Origin of the sequence: Aquimonas sp., assembly GCF_044377145.1 — a bacterium.
Lineage (GTDB): Bacteria > Pseudomonadota > Gammaproteobacteria > Xanthomonadales > Xanthomonadaceae > Aquimonas.
The window spans coordinates 96800-112710 of record NZ_JBILJQ010000007.1 but is presented as its reverse complement, the minus strand read 5'-3'; the positions used below and the strand labels follow the sequence as shown (position 1 = coordinate 112710).

The window sequence follows — 15911 nt, the reverse complement described above, 5'->3', positions numbered from 1 at the left end:
GCCGGTGGAGCGTTTCGCCCCGGGGAGCCGCACATCTTACAGCAGATTTCGTTTCCGTCAACACCTCAACCGAAACTTTTTTTCTGCCGACTTCCGCGTCGCCGGTCTGGCTAAGCGTCTGTGCGAGCCGCCCAGTATACAGCTCCTTTTCCACCTGTAAAGAGGGGTGGGCGAAGAATCTTCAAACCTGCCGCTCGCGTTGCCGAGCTGTACCTTATAAGCACTTCCCCCATGAGACGACCCCATGCCTCGCCAAGTACTCCTCGCCCTTGCCCTGAGCGTCGCTGTCGGAAGCTGCGGCGCTCAACCCGGCCCCTGGGTTGAGCTCAAGGGTCAGCGCTTCCACGTTGAACTGGCGGACACCGAGCCCGCCCGGCAACGCGGCCTGATGCAGCGCGAGGCGCTCGGGAGCGACCGCGGAATGCTGTTCCTGTTTGAGCGTGAGGCGCCGCAGGCCTTCTGGATGAAAAACACGCTCATCCCGCTGGACATTCTCTACTTCGACCGGGAGCGCCGTCTGGTGTCGGTCTCCCGCGATGTTCCGCCCTGCAAGAGCGCGCTATGCCCCAGCTATCCAAGCGCCGGTCCCGCGCTTTACGTACTTGAGCTCAACGCTGGGGTCGCTGCTGATCTGGGCGTCGCTCGTGGCGACACGATCGAGTTTTCGCCGGACGTGCCGCAGACTGGCAGCCGCTGATCGTCTGCCGGCTGCTAGATCTCTTCGGTCGCACCACGAACGCGGGCGTTCGATGAACTCGCGCGGAAGAGATGCTCAGGCCGCGGCAGCTGACTGTCCTGGCTCCGATTGCCCCCCGCGCAGAACGCTAGGCGTCGATCTGAACCATTTCGAAGTCCGCCTTGGTAACGCCGCAGTCCGGGCACAGCCATGTCTCGGGCACATCGTCCCAGGCGGTTCCCGCTTCGATGCCCTCCTCGGGCAGGCCAGTGGCTTCGCTGTAGATGAATCCGCAGACCACACACATCCAATGACGGGATCCGACGGGGCGCGACTGGGCGATTGACATGTCAGGAGAGCTTGCTTGGAAGGGCCTGCTATTCTTCCACGCCTTATCCGCCCGCGAACAGCGACGCAGTCCATGGCCGAACGTCTGCGCGGCGTCTACTTGATCACCCCGGATTGTGAAGATACCGAGCGACTGCTGGCGCGGACCGCTGCAGCACTGGCAGCGGGCATCGCCCTGTTGCAGTACCGCAACAAGTCCGCAGATGCCCCGCTCCTTCTTTATCAGGCCGAGCGACTGCACAGGTTGGCGCGCGAGTTTAAGGTGCCGCTACTCATCAATGATCACATCGAGCTCGCCCGGGTGATCGGCGCTGATGGCGTACATCTGGGTGGTGACGACGTGCCGCTCGAGTTGGCGCGCGCGGCGCTTGGAGCGCACGCCCTCATCGGTGCCTCCTGCTATGCCGATCCTGAGCGCGCCCGCGCTGCGGTTCAACGCGGAGCCGACTACATCGCCTTCGGCGCCTTCGCGACCTCAGCAACCAAACCCGGCGCTGCGCGCGCATCACCTGCGCTTCTGACCAATGCCTCCCCGCTGTTGGTTCCGCGAGTCGCTATCGGTGGCATCGATGCGTTGATCGCTCCCCAGCTGGTGGCCGCCGGTGCCGATCTGCTCGCGGTTATCAGTTTTGTCTACGAAGCGCCCGATCCGGCTTCTGCCGTGCGCGCGCTGCGCAACGCTTTTCCCGATCTATAAGGAGTCATCGATGTCCAACAATCACGCGCTGTTCGCGCGCGCTCAGCTGCTGATGCCCGGCGGTGTGAACTCGCCAGTGCGCGCATTCCGATCCGTCGGTGGCGAACCCTTCTTCGCCACCCGCGCTCAGGGCGCCTATCTGTGGGACGTCGAAGGCACTCGCTATATCGACTACATAGGCTCCTGGGGCCCGATGATCGCCGGCCACGCGCACCCGAGCGTTCTTGAGGCGGTAACCCGCACCGCCCAGAACGGGCTGAGCTTCGGCGTGCCCAACCCGCTTGAAGTCACCATGGCGGAAACGCTGTCGCGGTTGGTGCCATCGCTGGAGATGACGCGCATGGTCAACTCCGGCACCGAGGCCACGATGTCGGCGATCCGCCTGGCGCGCGGCCACACCGGTCGCTCGCGGATCGTGAAGTTCGAGGGCTGCTATCACGGCCATGGCGATGCCTTTCTAGTGAAAGCAGGCTCCGGGATGCTCACTTTCGGCGTGCCGACGTCGCCGGGTGTACCCAGCGGCCTAGCCGATCTGACCCTGACCCTGTCCTACAACGATTTCGAAGGCGCCACTACGCTATTCGATCAGAATGGCCACGACATCGCCGGCCTGATCATCGAGCCAGTTGCCGGCAACATGAACTGCATTCTGCCCAAGCCCGGCTACCTGCAGCATCTTCGCGAGCTTTGCACGCGCTACGGCGCGCTGATGATCTTCGATGAGGTCATGACGGGATTTCGCGTCGACGTCGGCGGCGCGCAGGCCCTGTATGGCGTGCAGCCTGATCTGTCGACCTTCGGCAAGATCATCGGCGGCGGGATGCCGGTCGGGGCCTACGGTGGTCGGCGCGAGATCATGGCGCAGATCGCGCCTTCCGGCCCGATTTACCAGGCCGGCACGCTGTCGGGCAATCCGGTCGCGATGGCCGCAGGCCTCGCGACACTCGAGCTGATCCAGGCGCCGGGTTTCCACGTTGATCTGATGCGCAAGACGGACCTGCTGTGCGATGGACTCGAAGCCGCGGCTGCGAAGGCCGGGGTCGCGGTGACCACGAATCGCGTGCCCGGCATGTTCGGCCTGTTCTTCACCGACCAGAAGGTGGAGAGCTTCGCGCAGGCGACGACCTGCGACGTTCCTGCCTTCAATCGCTTCTTCCACGGCCTGCTGAAGCGCGGCGTGTACTTCGCACCGTCCGCCTACGAGGCTGGCTTCATTTCCGCCGCGCATTCGGATGCGGATATCGCCGCCACCGTGGCGGCCGCCGCCGAAGCTTTTGTCGAGGCTCGCGCGGGTTGAATAGAGTGGTCGGCTCGCGGGCGGCTGGATGCCGCTCGCGAGCCATTCGCTTCAGACGAACACGCTGCGCAGAGCACGCTGCAGTCGCAGCAGGCCTTCGGCCAGCTCATCCTCGCGGATGTTCAGTGCCGGCACGAAACGCAGCACACCGACGCCCGCCTGCAACATCAGCAGGCCATGACCTGCGGCGGCATCCAGCACCTCGCCCGCACGCGCCGCGTAGCGCGCGTGCAGTACGGCACCCTGCATCAGGCCGCGCCCACGCACTTCGCTGAACAGATCGAGCTCGGCATTGATCGAGGCGAGCCCCGCCAACAGCTGGGCACCGCGCTGCTCGACATTGGCCAGCAGCTCCGGCGAATTGAGAATTCGGAGAGCCACGCGAGCCACCGCTGCCGCCAAGGGGTTGCCGCCAAAGGTGGTGCCATGACTGCCGAAGCCCATCGTCTCGGCTGCCCGCGCGCCGACCAGCAAAGCGCCGATCGGAAACCCGCCGCCCAGGGCCTTGGCCAGGCTGATCGTGTCGGGCTGCACCTCATCCCAGTTGGAGGCGAACAAGCGGCCGCTGCGGCCCATGCCGCACTGGATTTCATCCAGCATGAGCAGGGCGCCGGTTTCGTCACAGCGCCGACGCAGGTGCTGCAGGAACCCGGGTGCGACCGGCATGACCCCGCCCTCGCCCTGGATCGGCTCGACCAGAACCGCACAGACGTCAGCATCGAAGGCCGCGTCGAAGCCTTCCACGCTGTTGAAATCGACGTAGCGGAACCCGCCGGGCAGCGGTTCGAAACCTTCCTGGTACTTGGGCTGCGCGGTTGCGGTGAGGGTCGCCAGCGTTCGGCCGTGAAACGACCCTCGAAAGGTCACGATCACGCGCTGGTCAGGACCGCGCCCGCGTGCAGCGGCATGCCGGCGGGCCAGCTTGATCGCAGCCTCGTTGGCTTCCGCGCCCGAATTGCACAGGAACACGCGCTCGGCGAACCCTGAAGCCTCCGCCAGCTCATCGGCCAGCAGCACCGGCGGCGCACTGTAGAAGACATTGCTGGTGTGCCAAAGCTTGCCGCTCTGTTCGATCAAGGCTTCGCGGAGTTGGGGATGAGCATGGCCGAGGGCGTTCACCGCGATGCCGGCCGCAAGATCGATGTAGTCACGGCCAGCCGTGTCCCACACCCGCGAGCCCTCGCCGCGATCGAGGATCAGCTCGCGCGGGCGGTAGATCGGCAGGTAGCGGCGGCGGGCAGTGGCAAGCAGGGTATCGGCGAGGTCGGACATCAGAGAATCACTCGGATCGCGGCGCAAAGAGGGCCACGCAGTATCGCAGAGCAGGCCAGGCGCTGACCTTCGACCATTGCATGCTCCACGCGCACGGCTGAGACTGCCGCCAAATCTATCGCCGACCACCGGAACCGCCGATGCGCCTTGAAACCCGTGCCGTCCACATTGGCGCCGACGCCGATCCCGAATCCGGTGCGTTGTCGCCACCGCTGCAGTTGGCCACCACCTTCCTGCATGCGCCCGATGGCAGCCAGGACCACGGCTATCTGTATCAGCGCTACGACAACCCGACCCAGGCCCGGCTTGAAGCGGCGGCCTCGGCCCTGGATGGCGCCGAGCGCAGCCTGTTGCTATCGACCGGCATGGCCGCGGCAGCCGCCCTGCTCCAAGCCCTGCCTGCCGGTGGCCAGGTGGTGTTTCAACGCGACCTCTACCACGGTATCCGCGTGCTGGCTGAAGACTGGCTGCCGCGCTGGGGACTGACGGCGGTGTTCGTGGATGCCGGCGATCCCGCCGCGCTGCGTGCGGCGATGTCGGCTTCCACCGCAGCGGTGTGGATTGAAACACCGTCCAACCCCTTGCTGCAGGTAGTCGACATCGGCGTCTGCGCCGAGATCGCGCACGCTTCGAAGGCATTGCTGGTGGTCGACAGCACCTTCGCCACACCGGTGCTGCAGCAGCCGATCGCGCTCGGTGCCGATGTGGTGCTGCATTCGGCCACCAAGTACATGGGCGGCCATTCCGACGTGATGGGCGGCTTGCTGTGCTTCGCGCGCGAAACTGCCTTGAGCGCGCAGGTGTTCGAGATCCGCAAGCTGCTCGGCGCCAGCGCCAGCCCGTTCAACGCCTGGCTGATTCTGCGCGGGCTGCGCTCGCTGCCGGCGCGAATGGCGATGCATTGCGCCAATGCCGAACGGCTCGCCGCCGCGCTCGACGCGCACCCCGCGGTGTCGGTGGTGCACTACCCCGGCCTTCGCAGCCACGCCGGCTACGCGCTCGCGCAGCGGCAGATGAGCCGCCCGGGCGGCATGCTCAGCTTCGAGCTTGGCGCCGGTCGCGAGGCCGCCCTCGCGGTCTGCGCCAAGACCCGCTTGTTCCAGTGCGCAACATCGCTGGGCGGCTGCGAGTCGCTGATCGAACATCGCGCCTCCGTGGAAGAGCCGAAGCCGGTCTCACCACCCGGCCTGCTACGTGTTTCGGTTGGCCTTGAGCATGCGGACGACCTGATCGAGGACCTTCGGCAGGCATTGGAACCGTAAACGCCGCTGCGGCTGCGCTGGCCGTCGAGGCGGCCAGGCAGCCAGGCAGCCAGGCAGCCACAGACTCTCAACCGGTGTTCTGCACGCCCGCCGCGATGCCGTTGACGGTGGCGACCAGGGCGTGAAACAGCCCGTCTTCCGGGCGACCCGCCGTTCGCCAGCGCCTGAGCAGATCAATCTGCAGCAGGCTGATCGGGTCCACATACGGGTTGCGCAGGCGGATCGACAGTCGCAGGCGTCGATCGCCTTCGAGCAGCTCGCGGCTGGACTTCAACGCCAGCACCGCCGCGACGGTGCGCTCGAACTCGGTGGCGATGCGCGGGAAGAACTCGCGATGGCTGTCGCCGGCCAACCACGAGTAGCGCTCAAAGATATCGAGCTCGGTCTTGGCCAGCACCATCTCGACGTCGTCCACCAGCGAGGCGAAGAACGGCCAGTCGCTTGCCATCTCGGCGACGGCCTCAAGGCCATGCGCATCGATGGCGGCCTGCAGGCCGCTGCCTACGCCGTACCAAGCGGTCAAGCCGCAGCGGTTCTGCGACCACGCGAACACCCAAGGAATTGCGCGCAAGGATTCCACGCCGGCCTGGCCGCCGGCGGCGCGCTTGGCCGGGCGGGAGCCGAGCTTGAGCCGCTCAATCACATCAATCGGCGTTGCCGCCCGGAAGTACGGCACAAAGCCGGGGTCTTCGTGTACCAAGGCTCGATAGACGCGGCGCGATTCACCAGCGATGCCGGACATGATCTCGCGCCAGACACCTTCGCGCGGCTCCGGCGGGCGTGGCCGTGCGGTTGCACGCAGCACAGCCCCGGCCATTTGCTCAAGGTTGCGCAGCGCCAGGGCGCGGATGCCGTATTTGCGGTGAATAACCTCGCCTTGCTCGGTCAGCCGCAGATAGGCGTCGACGCTGCCGCGCGGCGCCGCGATCACCGCACGCTCGGTCTTGCCGCCACCGCGGCTGGCCGAACCACCACGGCCATGGAAGAACTGGATGCGCACACCGCGTTCGGCGCCCAAGGCGGTCAGTGCGATCTGCGCGCGCTGGATGGCCCAGCGTGAGGCGGCTAGGCCGGCATCCTTGGCGCTGTCGGAATACCCAAGCATCACCACCTGACGTTCAGAACGCGCCTTGACGTGACCCCGGTACAGCGGGTCATCGAGCAGGGCCGCGACCACCGCCGGTGCCGCGGCAAGGTCGTCGACGGTTTCGAACAGCGGCGCGACGTCCAGCGGCACTCGCCCCTGGGCATCGACATGGCCGCTCATACGCGCCAGCACCAGCACCGCCAACGCATCCGCCGCGCTCCGGCTCATGCTGACGATGTAGGGGCCAAACGCATCACTGCCATAGCGCGGACGCAGCCGAGCCAGCGTCGCGAATACGTCGAGCACGCGCTGGGCAGAGGGATCTTCCGTGCTGCGTTCAGCAAGAGGGCCCGCCAGCAGGGTCGCCAGCCGCCGGCCACGCTCATCCGCTGAGCGTTCGGACCAGTCGGGATCGTCCAGCAACACCGCCAGCGCACCATCGTGCACGCGCGAATCCTGCCGCTGGTCGAGGGTTGCCAGATGGAAGCCGAAGGCTTCGACCCGCCGCAGCAGCCGGCGCAACGCGAACAACCCGGCGTGCTCGCCGCGTTGGCTCTTCAGCGAATGCGCGATCAGATTCAGATCGTCCAGCAACTCGGCCGGACTGCGATAGGCCTCGGCCGCCTCGGCTTCGGTCGCCTCCAGCCGCAGCACCATCAGGTTCAACAACTGCCGGTAGGGCATGTCGTCATGCCGCGAGCGCAGTCGTTGCGCGGCATCGCCGAGCCTCGCGCGGTAGTCGTCGATGCGTTTGGCCACGCGCGGATCGACCCCGACGCGACCGCTGGATTGGGTCAACAGGTTGGCCAGATGCACGAGGTCGCCGCGATAATTGCCGATGATCAGGCTGCGCTGCGAGGCCATGCTCGCGGCCACGGTGTCGGCGCCCACATTCGGATTGCCATCCATGTCACCGCCGACCCAAGAGCCGAACCGCAGTACCGGCGGCAGTGCAGGCAAGGTGCGTCCATAGACGGTCTCGACCGCTTCCGCCAGCAGTTCGTGGAAGGCGGGCAGGATCAGATAAAGCACGTGCCCGAGGTAGTAGCTGACATGCTCCAATTCGTCGGCCACGGTCGGCTTTTCGATCACGTTCTCCGCGGTCTGCCAGCCGGAGGTGAGTGCCATCCGCATCCGCGCCAGATCCACCCGCCGCTCACCCGGTGTGCGAGCGCGGTCGAGGTCATCGATCAGGCAGCGGACGACATCGGCCTCCTTGTCGAGCAGGGCGCGCCGCATCGCCTCGGTGGGATGCGCGGTGAACACCGGCTCGATGTGCAGGCGTTTCAACAGGGCGAGCAGTTCGTCGAAGCCAAGCCCGCTGTCCTTGAGTTCGCTGACCACCGCCAGCAGGCTGCCGGGCTGCGGTGCCGCCTCACGCTTCTGATAATCGCGGCGACGACGGATGCGATGGATGCGCTCGGCCAGGTTCACCACGCCGAAGTAGGTGGCGAAGGCTCGCACCAATCCTTCGGCTTGATCCAGCGGCAGGCCATCGACGGCGGTCGCGAGCGACTGCAGTGACTCGCCCTGCTCACGACGCAGGATCGCCAGCCGGCGCAGCGCTTCCACCCGTTCGAAGAAGGCCTCGCCTTCCTGATCCGCGATGACTTCTCCGACCAGCGAGCCCAGCCGCTTGACGTCCTCGCGCAGCGCTTGATCGCTTTGCGGCAGATCGACTTCGCGAAGGGTTTCGGGTTCGAGGGCTTCAGCTTCGGGCAGGGGATTCGAGGACATCAGAAGTTCGCCGTGTGCAATGCAGCATCGCAAACTAGCGCAGTTGGCCCCGGCTGGGAATGCAAGTGCGCCCGGCAGACGTTTCCGCCTATCTCGACGTGGTCAACCTTCGGCAACCGCGGTCGGCTCATGCTCGTCGGCCGCGATCAGTTGTCCGACCGGCTTGGGCAGGCCGAGCAGATAGCCTTGACCATAACGGCATCCCAGCTCCCGCACCTTGTGCAGTTGGTCGAAACTCTCGATGCCTTCGGCGACCACTTCCATGCCCAGCGACTGCCCGAGGGCACAGACCGCGCGCAGCACCGCTACCGCATTGCCGGGCTCGGGCTGGTCAATCGCTTCGACGAAACTGCGGTCGATCTTCAACACCTGCAGCGGAAACTGATGCAGGTAGCTCAATGAGGAATAGCCGGTGCCGAAATCATCCAGCGCCAACGAAACCCCCAACTCGCGCAACTCTGCCAACAGCCTGCGCGCGAGTTCGGGCTGCTCGAACAGGCTACGTTCGGTGACCTCGATCCGCAGACGCTGCGGCGGCAGCTCGTAGCGGCTCAGCATGCGCATCAGCTCGGGCACGAAACTGGCCGACCGCAGATGGCGGGCGCCCACATTGATGCTCACGTAACCGCCCTGGGCCAGCAGCTGCCAAGCCTGAGCGAAAACCAGTTCATACATCTGCCAGTCGATCGCCTCAAGGAGGCCAGACTCCTCCGCTTGGTTCAGGAAATCGACCGGCGCCAGCAAGCCGCGCTGCGGATGTCGCCAGCGCAGCAGGGCTTCGTAGCCAACGATCTGATCGGTGTGCAGACACAGGATCGGCTGGAACACCGGCTCGAACTCGCTGCGCACCAGCGCGCGCCGCAGATTGCCTTCCAGCTCCAGCTGCAGCAGCGCCTCGCGTCGTAGCTCCTCGTCGAACAGCTCGAAGCGCCGCCGCCCATTGGCCTTGGCGCGGTACAGGGCGACATCGGCATCGCGCAGCAGCTCGGCCGGGCTGCGGTAGTGCGGCTGCGCCATCGCGATGCCGATGCTGACCGAGCTGTAGAGCTCCTTGCCGCCGGCTCGAATCGGCAGCTCCATCGCCTCGATGATCCGCGCCGCGGCTTCGGTGGCCTGCACTTCGGCTTCGACGCCCTCGATGAGGATCGCGAACTCGTCGCCACCGAGTCGCGCGATGGTGCCGCGGCGACCGACACTCGCGGCGATGCGCGCGCCGGCCTCCTTCAGCAGTTCGTCGCCGACCAGATGGCCCACCGAATCGTTTACAACCTTGAAGCGGTCGAGATCGAGAAACAGCACGGCGAAGCAATCGGTGGAGGAAACCAAATAGCGGGCCAGCGCTTCCCCAAGCCGCGTCATCAGATAGGCGCGATTGGGCAGACCGGTCAGCGCATCGTGCAGGGCGGCATGCTTCAGCTGCCACTCGATCCGTTCGCGCTCGGTGATCTGCTGGCGCAGGTCGCGATTGGCCTCGAACAAGGCTTCGGTACGCTGCTCCACGCGCCGCTCCAGCTCGGCATAAGCCTGCCGCAGCGAGTCGGTTGCGCGCTTGCGTTCTAGTGCGTTCGCCACGTGATAGGACACGAAAGTCAGCAGCTCCTGGTCGCGGCGCTCGTAGCTGCGTTCGTCGCCATAGCTCTGTACGGCCAGCACGCCCACCGTCGAATGCGCGCAGATCAGGGGCACGCCGAGCCAGATGTGTGCCTGCGTGCCGCTGCTCTCGACCTGGCCTTGACGCACCAGCTCATCGATAGCCGCGCGGTCGGCAAGCATGGGGCGGCCGGTGCGCAGCACGTACTCGGTCATGCCTCGGCCCAGCCTGCGCTTGGGCCGATCACGGTCGAACTGATCCACCGAATAGGGGAAATCGAGCGCGCCGTTGGCGCCGTCATGCAGGGCGATGTAAAAGTTGGACGCGAACAGCAGCTCCGACACCACGCTGTGCACCGCAGCGAAGAAATCCTCAATGCTGCCGCCCGAGGAGCCCAGCTCGGCAATTCGGAACAGCGCGGCCTGCAGCCGATCGGCGCGATGGCGCTCTTCGATCTCGGCGCGCAGAGCCAGGTTGGCGACCCTCAGCTCATCCGTGCGAACGGCAACGCGTCGTTCCAGATCCTCGTGGGCCAGCTTGCGTTCCAGCGCGGTCGCAATATGCTGGGCGACATAGGTCAGCAGCGCGCGGTCGCTGTCGCTGTAGCGATGCTGCAAGTCGTAGCTCTGCACAACCACTACACCGAACAGCTCGCCTGCCCGGATCAAGGGCACGCCCAGCCAATCCACCGACTGCGGCCCAAAACTGTCGTTTTGCTCAAGCAGGCCGACCTGCTTCAGTAGCTCCGGCGATGGCCCCATCAGAGGTTGACCGCTGCGGATGACGTACTCCGTCAGCGAGCCTCGATAGTCCGCCAGCGGGATCGCCCGACCAATCGGCGGCCCCTGAGTGTCCACGCAATCGCGAAAGTAAGGAAACCGAAAGACTTCGTTCTCGCGATCAACCAGGGCGATGTAGAAATTCTCGGCGTACATCAGCCCACCCAGAATGGCATGGACGCCGGCGATCAACTCGCTCAGATCACCTTGGTCGCTGGCCTGGTCGGCGATCGAATACAGCGCCCGCTGGAGGCGCTCTGCCGCGGCCAGGCGCCCCAAGGCGAGCTGCAGTCGCTCGACCTCAAGCGCCGCCACCACGCGATCCCGCAGCGCTTGCTCCAGGGCATTCCGCTCAAGCTCGGTCAGTGCATCACCGATGCGCCAGCGCAGCTCGACCCGCACCGCTGCTCCGTCACCCAGGTCAACCACGCAGGCGGCGGAGCCAGGGGTCGAAGCTGTTGAACCAGGCTCAGGCTCAAGCCCAGGCAGAGGCCCGGCGAGCAACTCAGCAATCGGCCGCGAACCGGTGGCATCGTCCAGCCATAGCCGCGCATCCAGGCCTTGATGACCCAGGCGCAGCGGCTCGACACACTGCAGCAGAAGCTGCTCGGGACGATGGCTTGTCAGCGCACACACGCGGGAAACTTCGCCAAACGCAGGCGCGGTTGCTCCAACATCGCCCTTGTTCCAACTGCCCATGCGCCGTGCCGAAAACACCCGATCAAGATCGCGCCAAGGTAGGCACGGAAGCCGCTCCAGCCAGATCGGCGAAACGGAGGTTGTGTTGCCGGCTCCAGCTGCTGACAGCCATAGCGTTCAGCCGACACGCCGCGATTATGCGCAGTTCAAGCGGGAATGAGAAAGGCTGGTGCGAAACCGCCTCGAATGCACGCGACGGGCACTTTGGTCATCGCGATCCCCATCACATCGGCTGTCAGCATGCAGCGGCGAGATGCGGGTCTGCATGTGTCCGAAGACATCACCCGCCGTCAGATCTCCATCAGCGCCTTTGCGCAATGTTAGCCAGGCGTTAAACTCCGGCGGCGTGAACTTGATCCCCCCTGCGCGGTCACGGGGCAATCCATCAAGGTTGATGCATCGACATCTTCCAGTTGCAGCACCTGCCCGTTCAGGATCACACTGCAACCGAACGTTAAGAGCCATGGAAACGCCAACGTGACTGCTCGCTCTCACCACACATTGTTAGCTGCAGGCCTTCTGGCCGGCTTCAGTGTGGCTCCGAGCGCTCGGGCCGACCAGGCATTGAATCCTGCCGATTCCGCAGCCTCTGAGTTGCTGCTGCGTGACGAGGCCGCAGTCGCGGCCCCTGGGCTGCTGGATAGGCTGCTGGGCGCTGGCGTCGGAACTTCGTTGCGGCGTCGTGTCACCAGCCCGAGTACAGCCGCGCCACGCGTCGGTATGGAGGCACTTTCGCTGACTCCGCTTCAGCCTGGTTTGGCGCTGTTGTGCGATCGCGGCGGTGCCGGCGCACTAGGGCTGCACCAGCAGTGCATGTTGGCCCGGCTTGAGCTTGATGGCAGCCGTCTGCCCGGTTACGGCCGAGGCGCCGGGTTGAACGGCGCCTGGTTCATCGACCGGGCCGGGCTCGATCTGAGCTTCGGGCTCTCTTGGCTGAGCGTCGAACAACCGCAGCGGTTCGATTCTGCGCGTGGCAACCTGATCGGCCTGCCCGGTCTGATGGATCTTTCACCGCTGCAGATCACCGTTCCCGGCGTCACTCTGCAGGCCCGCGTGGCCCAGCTTGGCGGCACGCTCGACATTGGCGAAAACGGTTGGTTGCGGCTTGAAGCACAAAGCCTGCGCGGCGACCAGCCGGCCACCAGCCTGTGGGCGCAGCCTTTGCCTGTCATCGACAGCGACGCCCTGCGGCTATCCGCTGGCGCCGGTGCATTCAGCGGCGCACTGACCGGACGCATCATCGAACTCCAGGGCAGCCCCGGCCTGCTGAACAGTCTTGATCTCGGGGTGTCCTGGCGTACACCCTGGCGCGGCGAGCTGACGGTCGGCGCCACGCAGTACTGGAATCGCGGCAACACCAGTGACTGGCCGCTGCGCGAACTACCACCAGCCGTTGAAGAATCCAGCGCGCGTGTTCCCTACGTCCGCTACCACCAGGATCTCTGAGCGCAGTCGCGTTCCCCCATCGAGACCGCCGCACTTACCAAAGTAAAGGCCGACGCGGATGCGTCGGCCTTTGCCTTTTGGCGCAGCTGATGACGGTCGATCAGGCCGCAGCACGCGCCTTCAACAGATCGCGACGGCGCTCCAGTTCATCGAGCAGGGCTGCCGGCGCTCGCGCACCGAACTCACCCAGGAACCCGCCGACTTCGCCCAGCTCGGCGTTCCAGGCGGCGTGGTCGATCGCCAGCAACTGATCCAGGGTCGACGCCGACAGGTCTAGGCCTTCCAGACGCAGGGCTCCGGTGGCAGGCAACCGACCAACGGGAGTGTCGATGGCCGCAGCGCACCCTTCGCAGCGCCCGACAATCCACTCCAGTACACGCATGTTGTCGCCGAATCCCGGCCACAGGAATCTGCCGTCACTGCCTTTGCGGAACCAGTTGACGTGGAAAACTTTGGGAAGCTGGGCGGCAGCATCGCCGAAGCTCAGCCAATGCTCGAAGTAGTCGCCGAAGTTGTAGCCGCAGAAGGGCTTCATGGCCATCGGATCGCGACGCACCACGCCGACTGCACCGGTGGCAGCCGCGGTGGTTTCGGAGGCCATCGAAGCGCCCATCAGCACTCCGTGGGTCCAATCCTCGGCCTCCATCACCAGCGGAACCAGGCTGGCGCGGCGGCCGCCGAAGATGATCGCCGAGATCGGCACACCCACCGGATTCTCGGACTCGGCCGACCAGCTCGGACACTGTCGAGCGCTGACGGTGAAGCGCGAATTGGGGTGCGCGGCCGGGCCGTTGGCCGGGTCGAAAGTGCGGCCCTGCCAGTCGACCGCGGGCACGCCAGGCAAGCCTTCCCACCAGGGCTGCCCCTCCACGTCCAGGCCTGTGTTGGTAAAGATCGCGCTGCGGTTGAGCATCGCCAGCGCGTTCGGATTGGTCTTGGCGCTGGTTCCCGGCGCCACACCAAAAAATCCGGCCTCGGGGTTGATCGCAAACAGCCGGCCATCGGCGCCAGGCTGCATCCAGGCGATGTCATCACCGACGGTGAAGATTCTCCAACCCTCGCGCTGGTAGCCCTCGGGGGGAATCAGCATCGCCAGGTTGGTCTTGCCACAGGCGGATGGAAATGCGGCCGCGACGTAGTGGGTGTTGCCGGCTGGCGTCTGGATGCCGAGAATCAACATGTGCTCAGCCAGCCAGCCCTCGCTCCGCGCCTGATAGCTGGCGATGCGTAGGGCATGGCACTTCTTGCCCAGAAGCGCGTTGCCACCGTAGCCGGAACCGAACGACTGGATCGAGAGTTCTTCGGGGAAATGCATGATGAACCGGCGCTCGGGATCGAGTTCGCCGGTCGAATGCAGGCCTTTGACGAAGTGCCCCTCGCGCTCGATCCGCTGCAGCGCCGGCGCACCCATGCGCGTCATCAGACCCATGTTGACGACCACGTACGGGCTGTCGGTGATCTCAACTCCGCAGCGCGAGAGCGGCGAGTCGATCGGGCCCATGCAGTACGGCACCACGTACAGAGTGCGCCCGCGCATGCAGCCGGCGAACAGTGCGTCCATCTTGGCGTGGGCCTCGGCGGGCGCCATCCAGTAGTTATTGCTGCCCGCGTCCGCGCGCTCGGTCGTGCAGACGAAGGTCAGATGCTCGACACGGGCCACGTCGGACGGACTCGACCGATGCAGGTAGCAGTCGGGGTGGGTATCGGGGTTCAGCGCCAGCAGATCGCCGCTGTCCAGCATCGCTGCATTCAGCCGCTGGCGTTCGGCTTCGCTGCCGTCGCACCAGTGGATGGCGTCGGGCTGGGTGAGCTGGGCGACCTGCTCAACCCATTGGCTGAGCGCTGACAGAGTCGTCGACATTTGAAACTCCTGGAGCGGCCGCCGGGTCGCCGTCGTGGCGACCTCCGGTCAGTGGCCGGGCTGCGGGGGCCGACCTTAGCGACCGACCGCGCCCAGGACAAGTCCAATAGCAGTCCACTGTCCCGATCAGAAATGTGGGTAACCGGTGACATTGGCGCCGCTGCTGCACTGATGCACGCAGCCCGAGCGTTTATCGACCCGGGCCAAAGTGCCGCGATGGGCGGCTGTCGGGCGCAGACTTGCGCTGGATTGTTCGGCCGCAGGCGAAGCTGCCCAGCCGAATGCGACGCGGGCACGCTCAGCGAGGCAAGCGCCGAAGCAGGGCCGGGCTCACGGGGAAGCCGACCGAGGCAGACGCCAGCTCAGACAGGAATCAGGGTCGAAATCACGTGACCAAGGTACTCGTCGAACTCCTCGTGGCGCAGCCGCGGCTGGCCGAGCTGCAGGGAAAGCTGCAGGAATCCGACATAGGCCGCGTACGTCAGCCGCGCCCGATGCTGGGCCTCGGTGCGTGGCAATCCGACCTGCCGATAGGCCAAGGTCAGCCAGTCAAGTCGCCGCGCCGACACACGCTGCATTACCGGCTGCACGACCACGTGATCCATGGCCTTCAGCAACTCGGAATAGATCGAGTGCGAGGCGGTCTGGGTGCCGACCAGTCGGAACAACTGCTCCAACCGAATACGAGGGTCCTCGATACCTTCGAGCTGGGCGAAGACCTCCTCAAGCTCGCGCTGCTCCCAGCGTTCAAGCGCGGCGCGCAGGAGCGCTTCCCGCGACGGGAAATGCCAGTAGAAACTGCCCTTGGTCACCCCCAGCCGACGCGCCAGCGGTTCCACTGCCACCGCTGCCACGCCCTGTTCGGCGATCAGGTCGAGGGCACCCTGGGCCCAGTCGGCCGCGCTCAGACGCGGCGCCTTGTCAACTTTCTTGGCGGCAACATTCATCGGCGGAGTGTACCGGGCGGCCCGAACCTTGCAAATCCACCGCTTACCCCCCTATGACGTGATTTCCGCATCCGAATCAACGCACTGCAGCATTTCACCCAATCCATACGGGCGCGTATTGATTCCGGCGGCGCGGCCGAACATACTTCGAAGTACGGACGCCCGACTTCCGGGCGACGACCCCACCTCCAATTCGATTACGCCCTCACGAT

At 65.6% G+C, this 15911-nt stretch carries 11 protein-coding genes; 5 read left to right on the top strand and 6 right to left on the bottom strand.

The window, feature by feature from the left end; genetic code table 11:
* The first annotated feature begins 244 nt into the window (after window positions 1-244).
* A complete protein-coding gene (locus ACIQ7H_RS04135) occupies window positions 245-697 on the top strand; it encodes a DUF192 domain-containing protein (RefSeq protein ID WP_395788681.1) in 453 nt (150 codons plus the stop codon).
* 127 nt (window positions 698-824) lie between these two features.
* Here ACIQ7H_RS04135 and ACIQ7H_RS04130 read toward each other — a convergent pair whose 3' ends face one another.
* Window positions 825-1025: a rubredoxin gene (locus ACIQ7H_RS04130; protein WP_395788679.1), complete on the bottom strand. Its 201-nt coding sequence runs from the start codon at window positions 1023-1025 to the stop codon at window positions 825-827.
* 72 nt (window positions 1026-1097) lie between these two features.
* Between ACIQ7H_RS04130 and thiE the strand changes: the two genes are divergently transcribed.
* On the top strand, window positions 1098-1721 hold the full coding sequence (gene thiE, locus ACIQ7H_RS04125) for a thiamine phosphate synthase (RefSeq protein WP_395788677.1): 624 nt from the start codon (window positions 1098-1100) through the stop codon (window positions 1719-1721).
* 10 nt (window positions 1722-1731) lie between these two features.
* A complete protein-coding gene (gene hemL / locus ACIQ7H_RS04120; protein WP_395788675.1) occupies window positions 1732-3018 on the top strand; it encodes a glutamate-1-semialdehyde 2,1-aminomutase in 1287 nt (428 codons plus the stop codon).
* A gap of 51 nt (window positions 3019-3069) precedes the next feature.
* On the opposite strand, the gene ACIQ7H_RS04115 is transcribed toward hemL, so the two are convergent.
* Window positions 3070-4290 carry an acetylornithine/succinylornithine family transaminase gene (locus tag ACIQ7H_RS04115; protein WP_395788673.1) on the bottom strand — a complete coding sequence of 407 codons (1221 nt, stop codon included), beginning with the start codon at window positions 4288-4290 and terminating at the stop codon, window positions 3070-3072.
* Window positions 4291-4430: 140 nt separating this feature from the next.
* Here ACIQ7H_RS04115 and ACIQ7H_RS04110 point away from each other — a divergent pair, with 140 nt between their 5' ends.
* Window positions 4431-5552, top strand: a complete 1122-nt coding sequence (locus ACIQ7H_RS04110; protein WP_395788671.1) for a trans-sulfuration enzyme family protein — start codon at window positions 4431-4433, stop codon at window positions 5550-5552.
* A 67-nt stretch (window positions 5553-5619) separates the two neighbouring features.
* Here the strand turns inward: ACIQ7H_RS04110 and ppc are convergent, their stop codons facing one another.
* Both ppc and ACIQ7H_RS04100 read right to left on the bottom strand, forming a co-directional pair.
* Window positions 5620-8376 (bottom strand): phosphoenolpyruvate carboxylase, encoded by a 2757-nt coding sequence (ppc, locus tag ACIQ7H_RS04105; RefSeq protein WP_395788669.1) that lies wholly within the window; start codon window positions 8374-8376, stop codon window positions 5620-5622.
* 102 nt (window positions 8377-8478) lie between these two features.
* On the bottom strand, window positions 8479-11382 hold the full coding sequence (locus tag ACIQ7H_RS04100; RefSeq protein ID WP_395788667.1) for an EAL domain-containing protein: 2904 nt from the start codon (window positions 11380-11382) through the stop codon (window positions 8479-8481).
* 876 nt (window positions 11383-12258) lie between these two features.
* Between ACIQ7H_RS04100 and ACIQ7H_RS04095 the strand changes: the two genes are divergently transcribed.
* The gene (locus ACIQ7H_RS04095; RefSeq protein WP_395788665.1) at window positions 12259-12891 is read left to right on the top strand and encodes a hypothetical protein; all 633 of its coding nucleotides are present in this window, start codon (window positions 12259-12261) and stop codon (window positions 12889-12891) included.
* 100 nt (window positions 12892-12991) lie between these two features.
* Here the strand turns inward: ACIQ7H_RS04095 and ACIQ7H_RS04090 are convergent, their stop codons facing one another.
* Together ACIQ7H_RS04090 and ACIQ7H_RS04085 are read right to left on the bottom strand one after the other, a co-directional pair.
* Window positions 12992-14752 carry a phosphoenolpyruvate carboxykinase (GTP) gene (locus ACIQ7H_RS04090; protein WP_395788663.1) on the bottom strand — a complete coding sequence of 587 codons (1761 nt, stop codon included), beginning with the start codon at window positions 14750-14752 and terminating at the stop codon, window positions 12992-12994.
* Between the two features lie 362 nt (window positions 14753-15114).
* Complete coding sequence (locus tag ACIQ7H_RS04085; RefSeq protein WP_395788661.1) at window positions 15115-15699, bottom strand: TetR/AcrR family transcriptional regulator; 585 nt, start codon at window positions 15697-15699, stop codon at window positions 15115-15117.
* Window positions 15700-15911: the final 212 nt, after the last annotated feature.

Excerpts from the sequence above, each read along its gene's own strand:
- ACIQ7H_RS04115 (WP_395788673.1), bottom strand. The coding sequence starts at position 4,290 with ATGTCCGACCTCGCCGATACCCTGCTTGCCACTGCCCGCCGCCGCTAC.
- ACIQ7H_RS04090 (WP_395788663.1), bottom strand. The coding sequence starts at position 14,752 with ATGTCGACGACTCTGTCAGCGCTCAGCCAATGGGTTGAGCAGGTCGCC.
- ACIQ7H_RS04085 (WP_395788661.1), bottom strand. The coding sequence starts at position 15,699 with ATGAATGTTGCCGCCAAGAAAGTTGACAAGGCGCCGCGTCTGAGCGCG.
- ACIQ7H_RS04110 (WP_395788671.1), top strand. The coding sequence starts at position 4,431 with ATGCGCCTTGAAACCCGTGCCGTCCACATTGGCGCCGACGCCGATCCC.
- thiE (WP_395788677.1), top strand. The coding sequence starts at position 1,098 with ATGGCCGAACGTCTGCGCGGCGTCTACTTGATCACCCCGGATTGTGAA.
- ACIQ7H_RS04095 (WP_395788665.1), top strand. The coding sequence starts at position 12,259 with ATGTTGGCCCGGCTTGAGCTTGATGGCAGCCGTCTGCCCGGTTACGGC.
- ACIQ7H_RS04130 (WP_395788679.1), bottom strand. The coding sequence starts at position 1,025 with ATGTCAATCGCCCAGTCGCGCCCCGTCGGATCCCGTCATTGGATGTGT.
- hemL (WP_395788675.1), top strand. The coding sequence starts at position 1,732 with ATGTCCAACAATCACGCGCTGTTCGCGCGCGCTCAGCTGCTGATGCCC.
- ACIQ7H_RS04135 (WP_395788681.1), top strand. The coding sequence starts at position 245 with ATGCCTCGCCAAGTACTCCTCGCCCTTGCCCTGAGCGTCGCTGTCGGA.
- ppc (WP_395788669.1), bottom strand. The coding sequence starts at position 8,376 with ATGTCCTCGAATCCCCTGCCCGAAGCTGAAGCCCTCGAACCCGAAACC.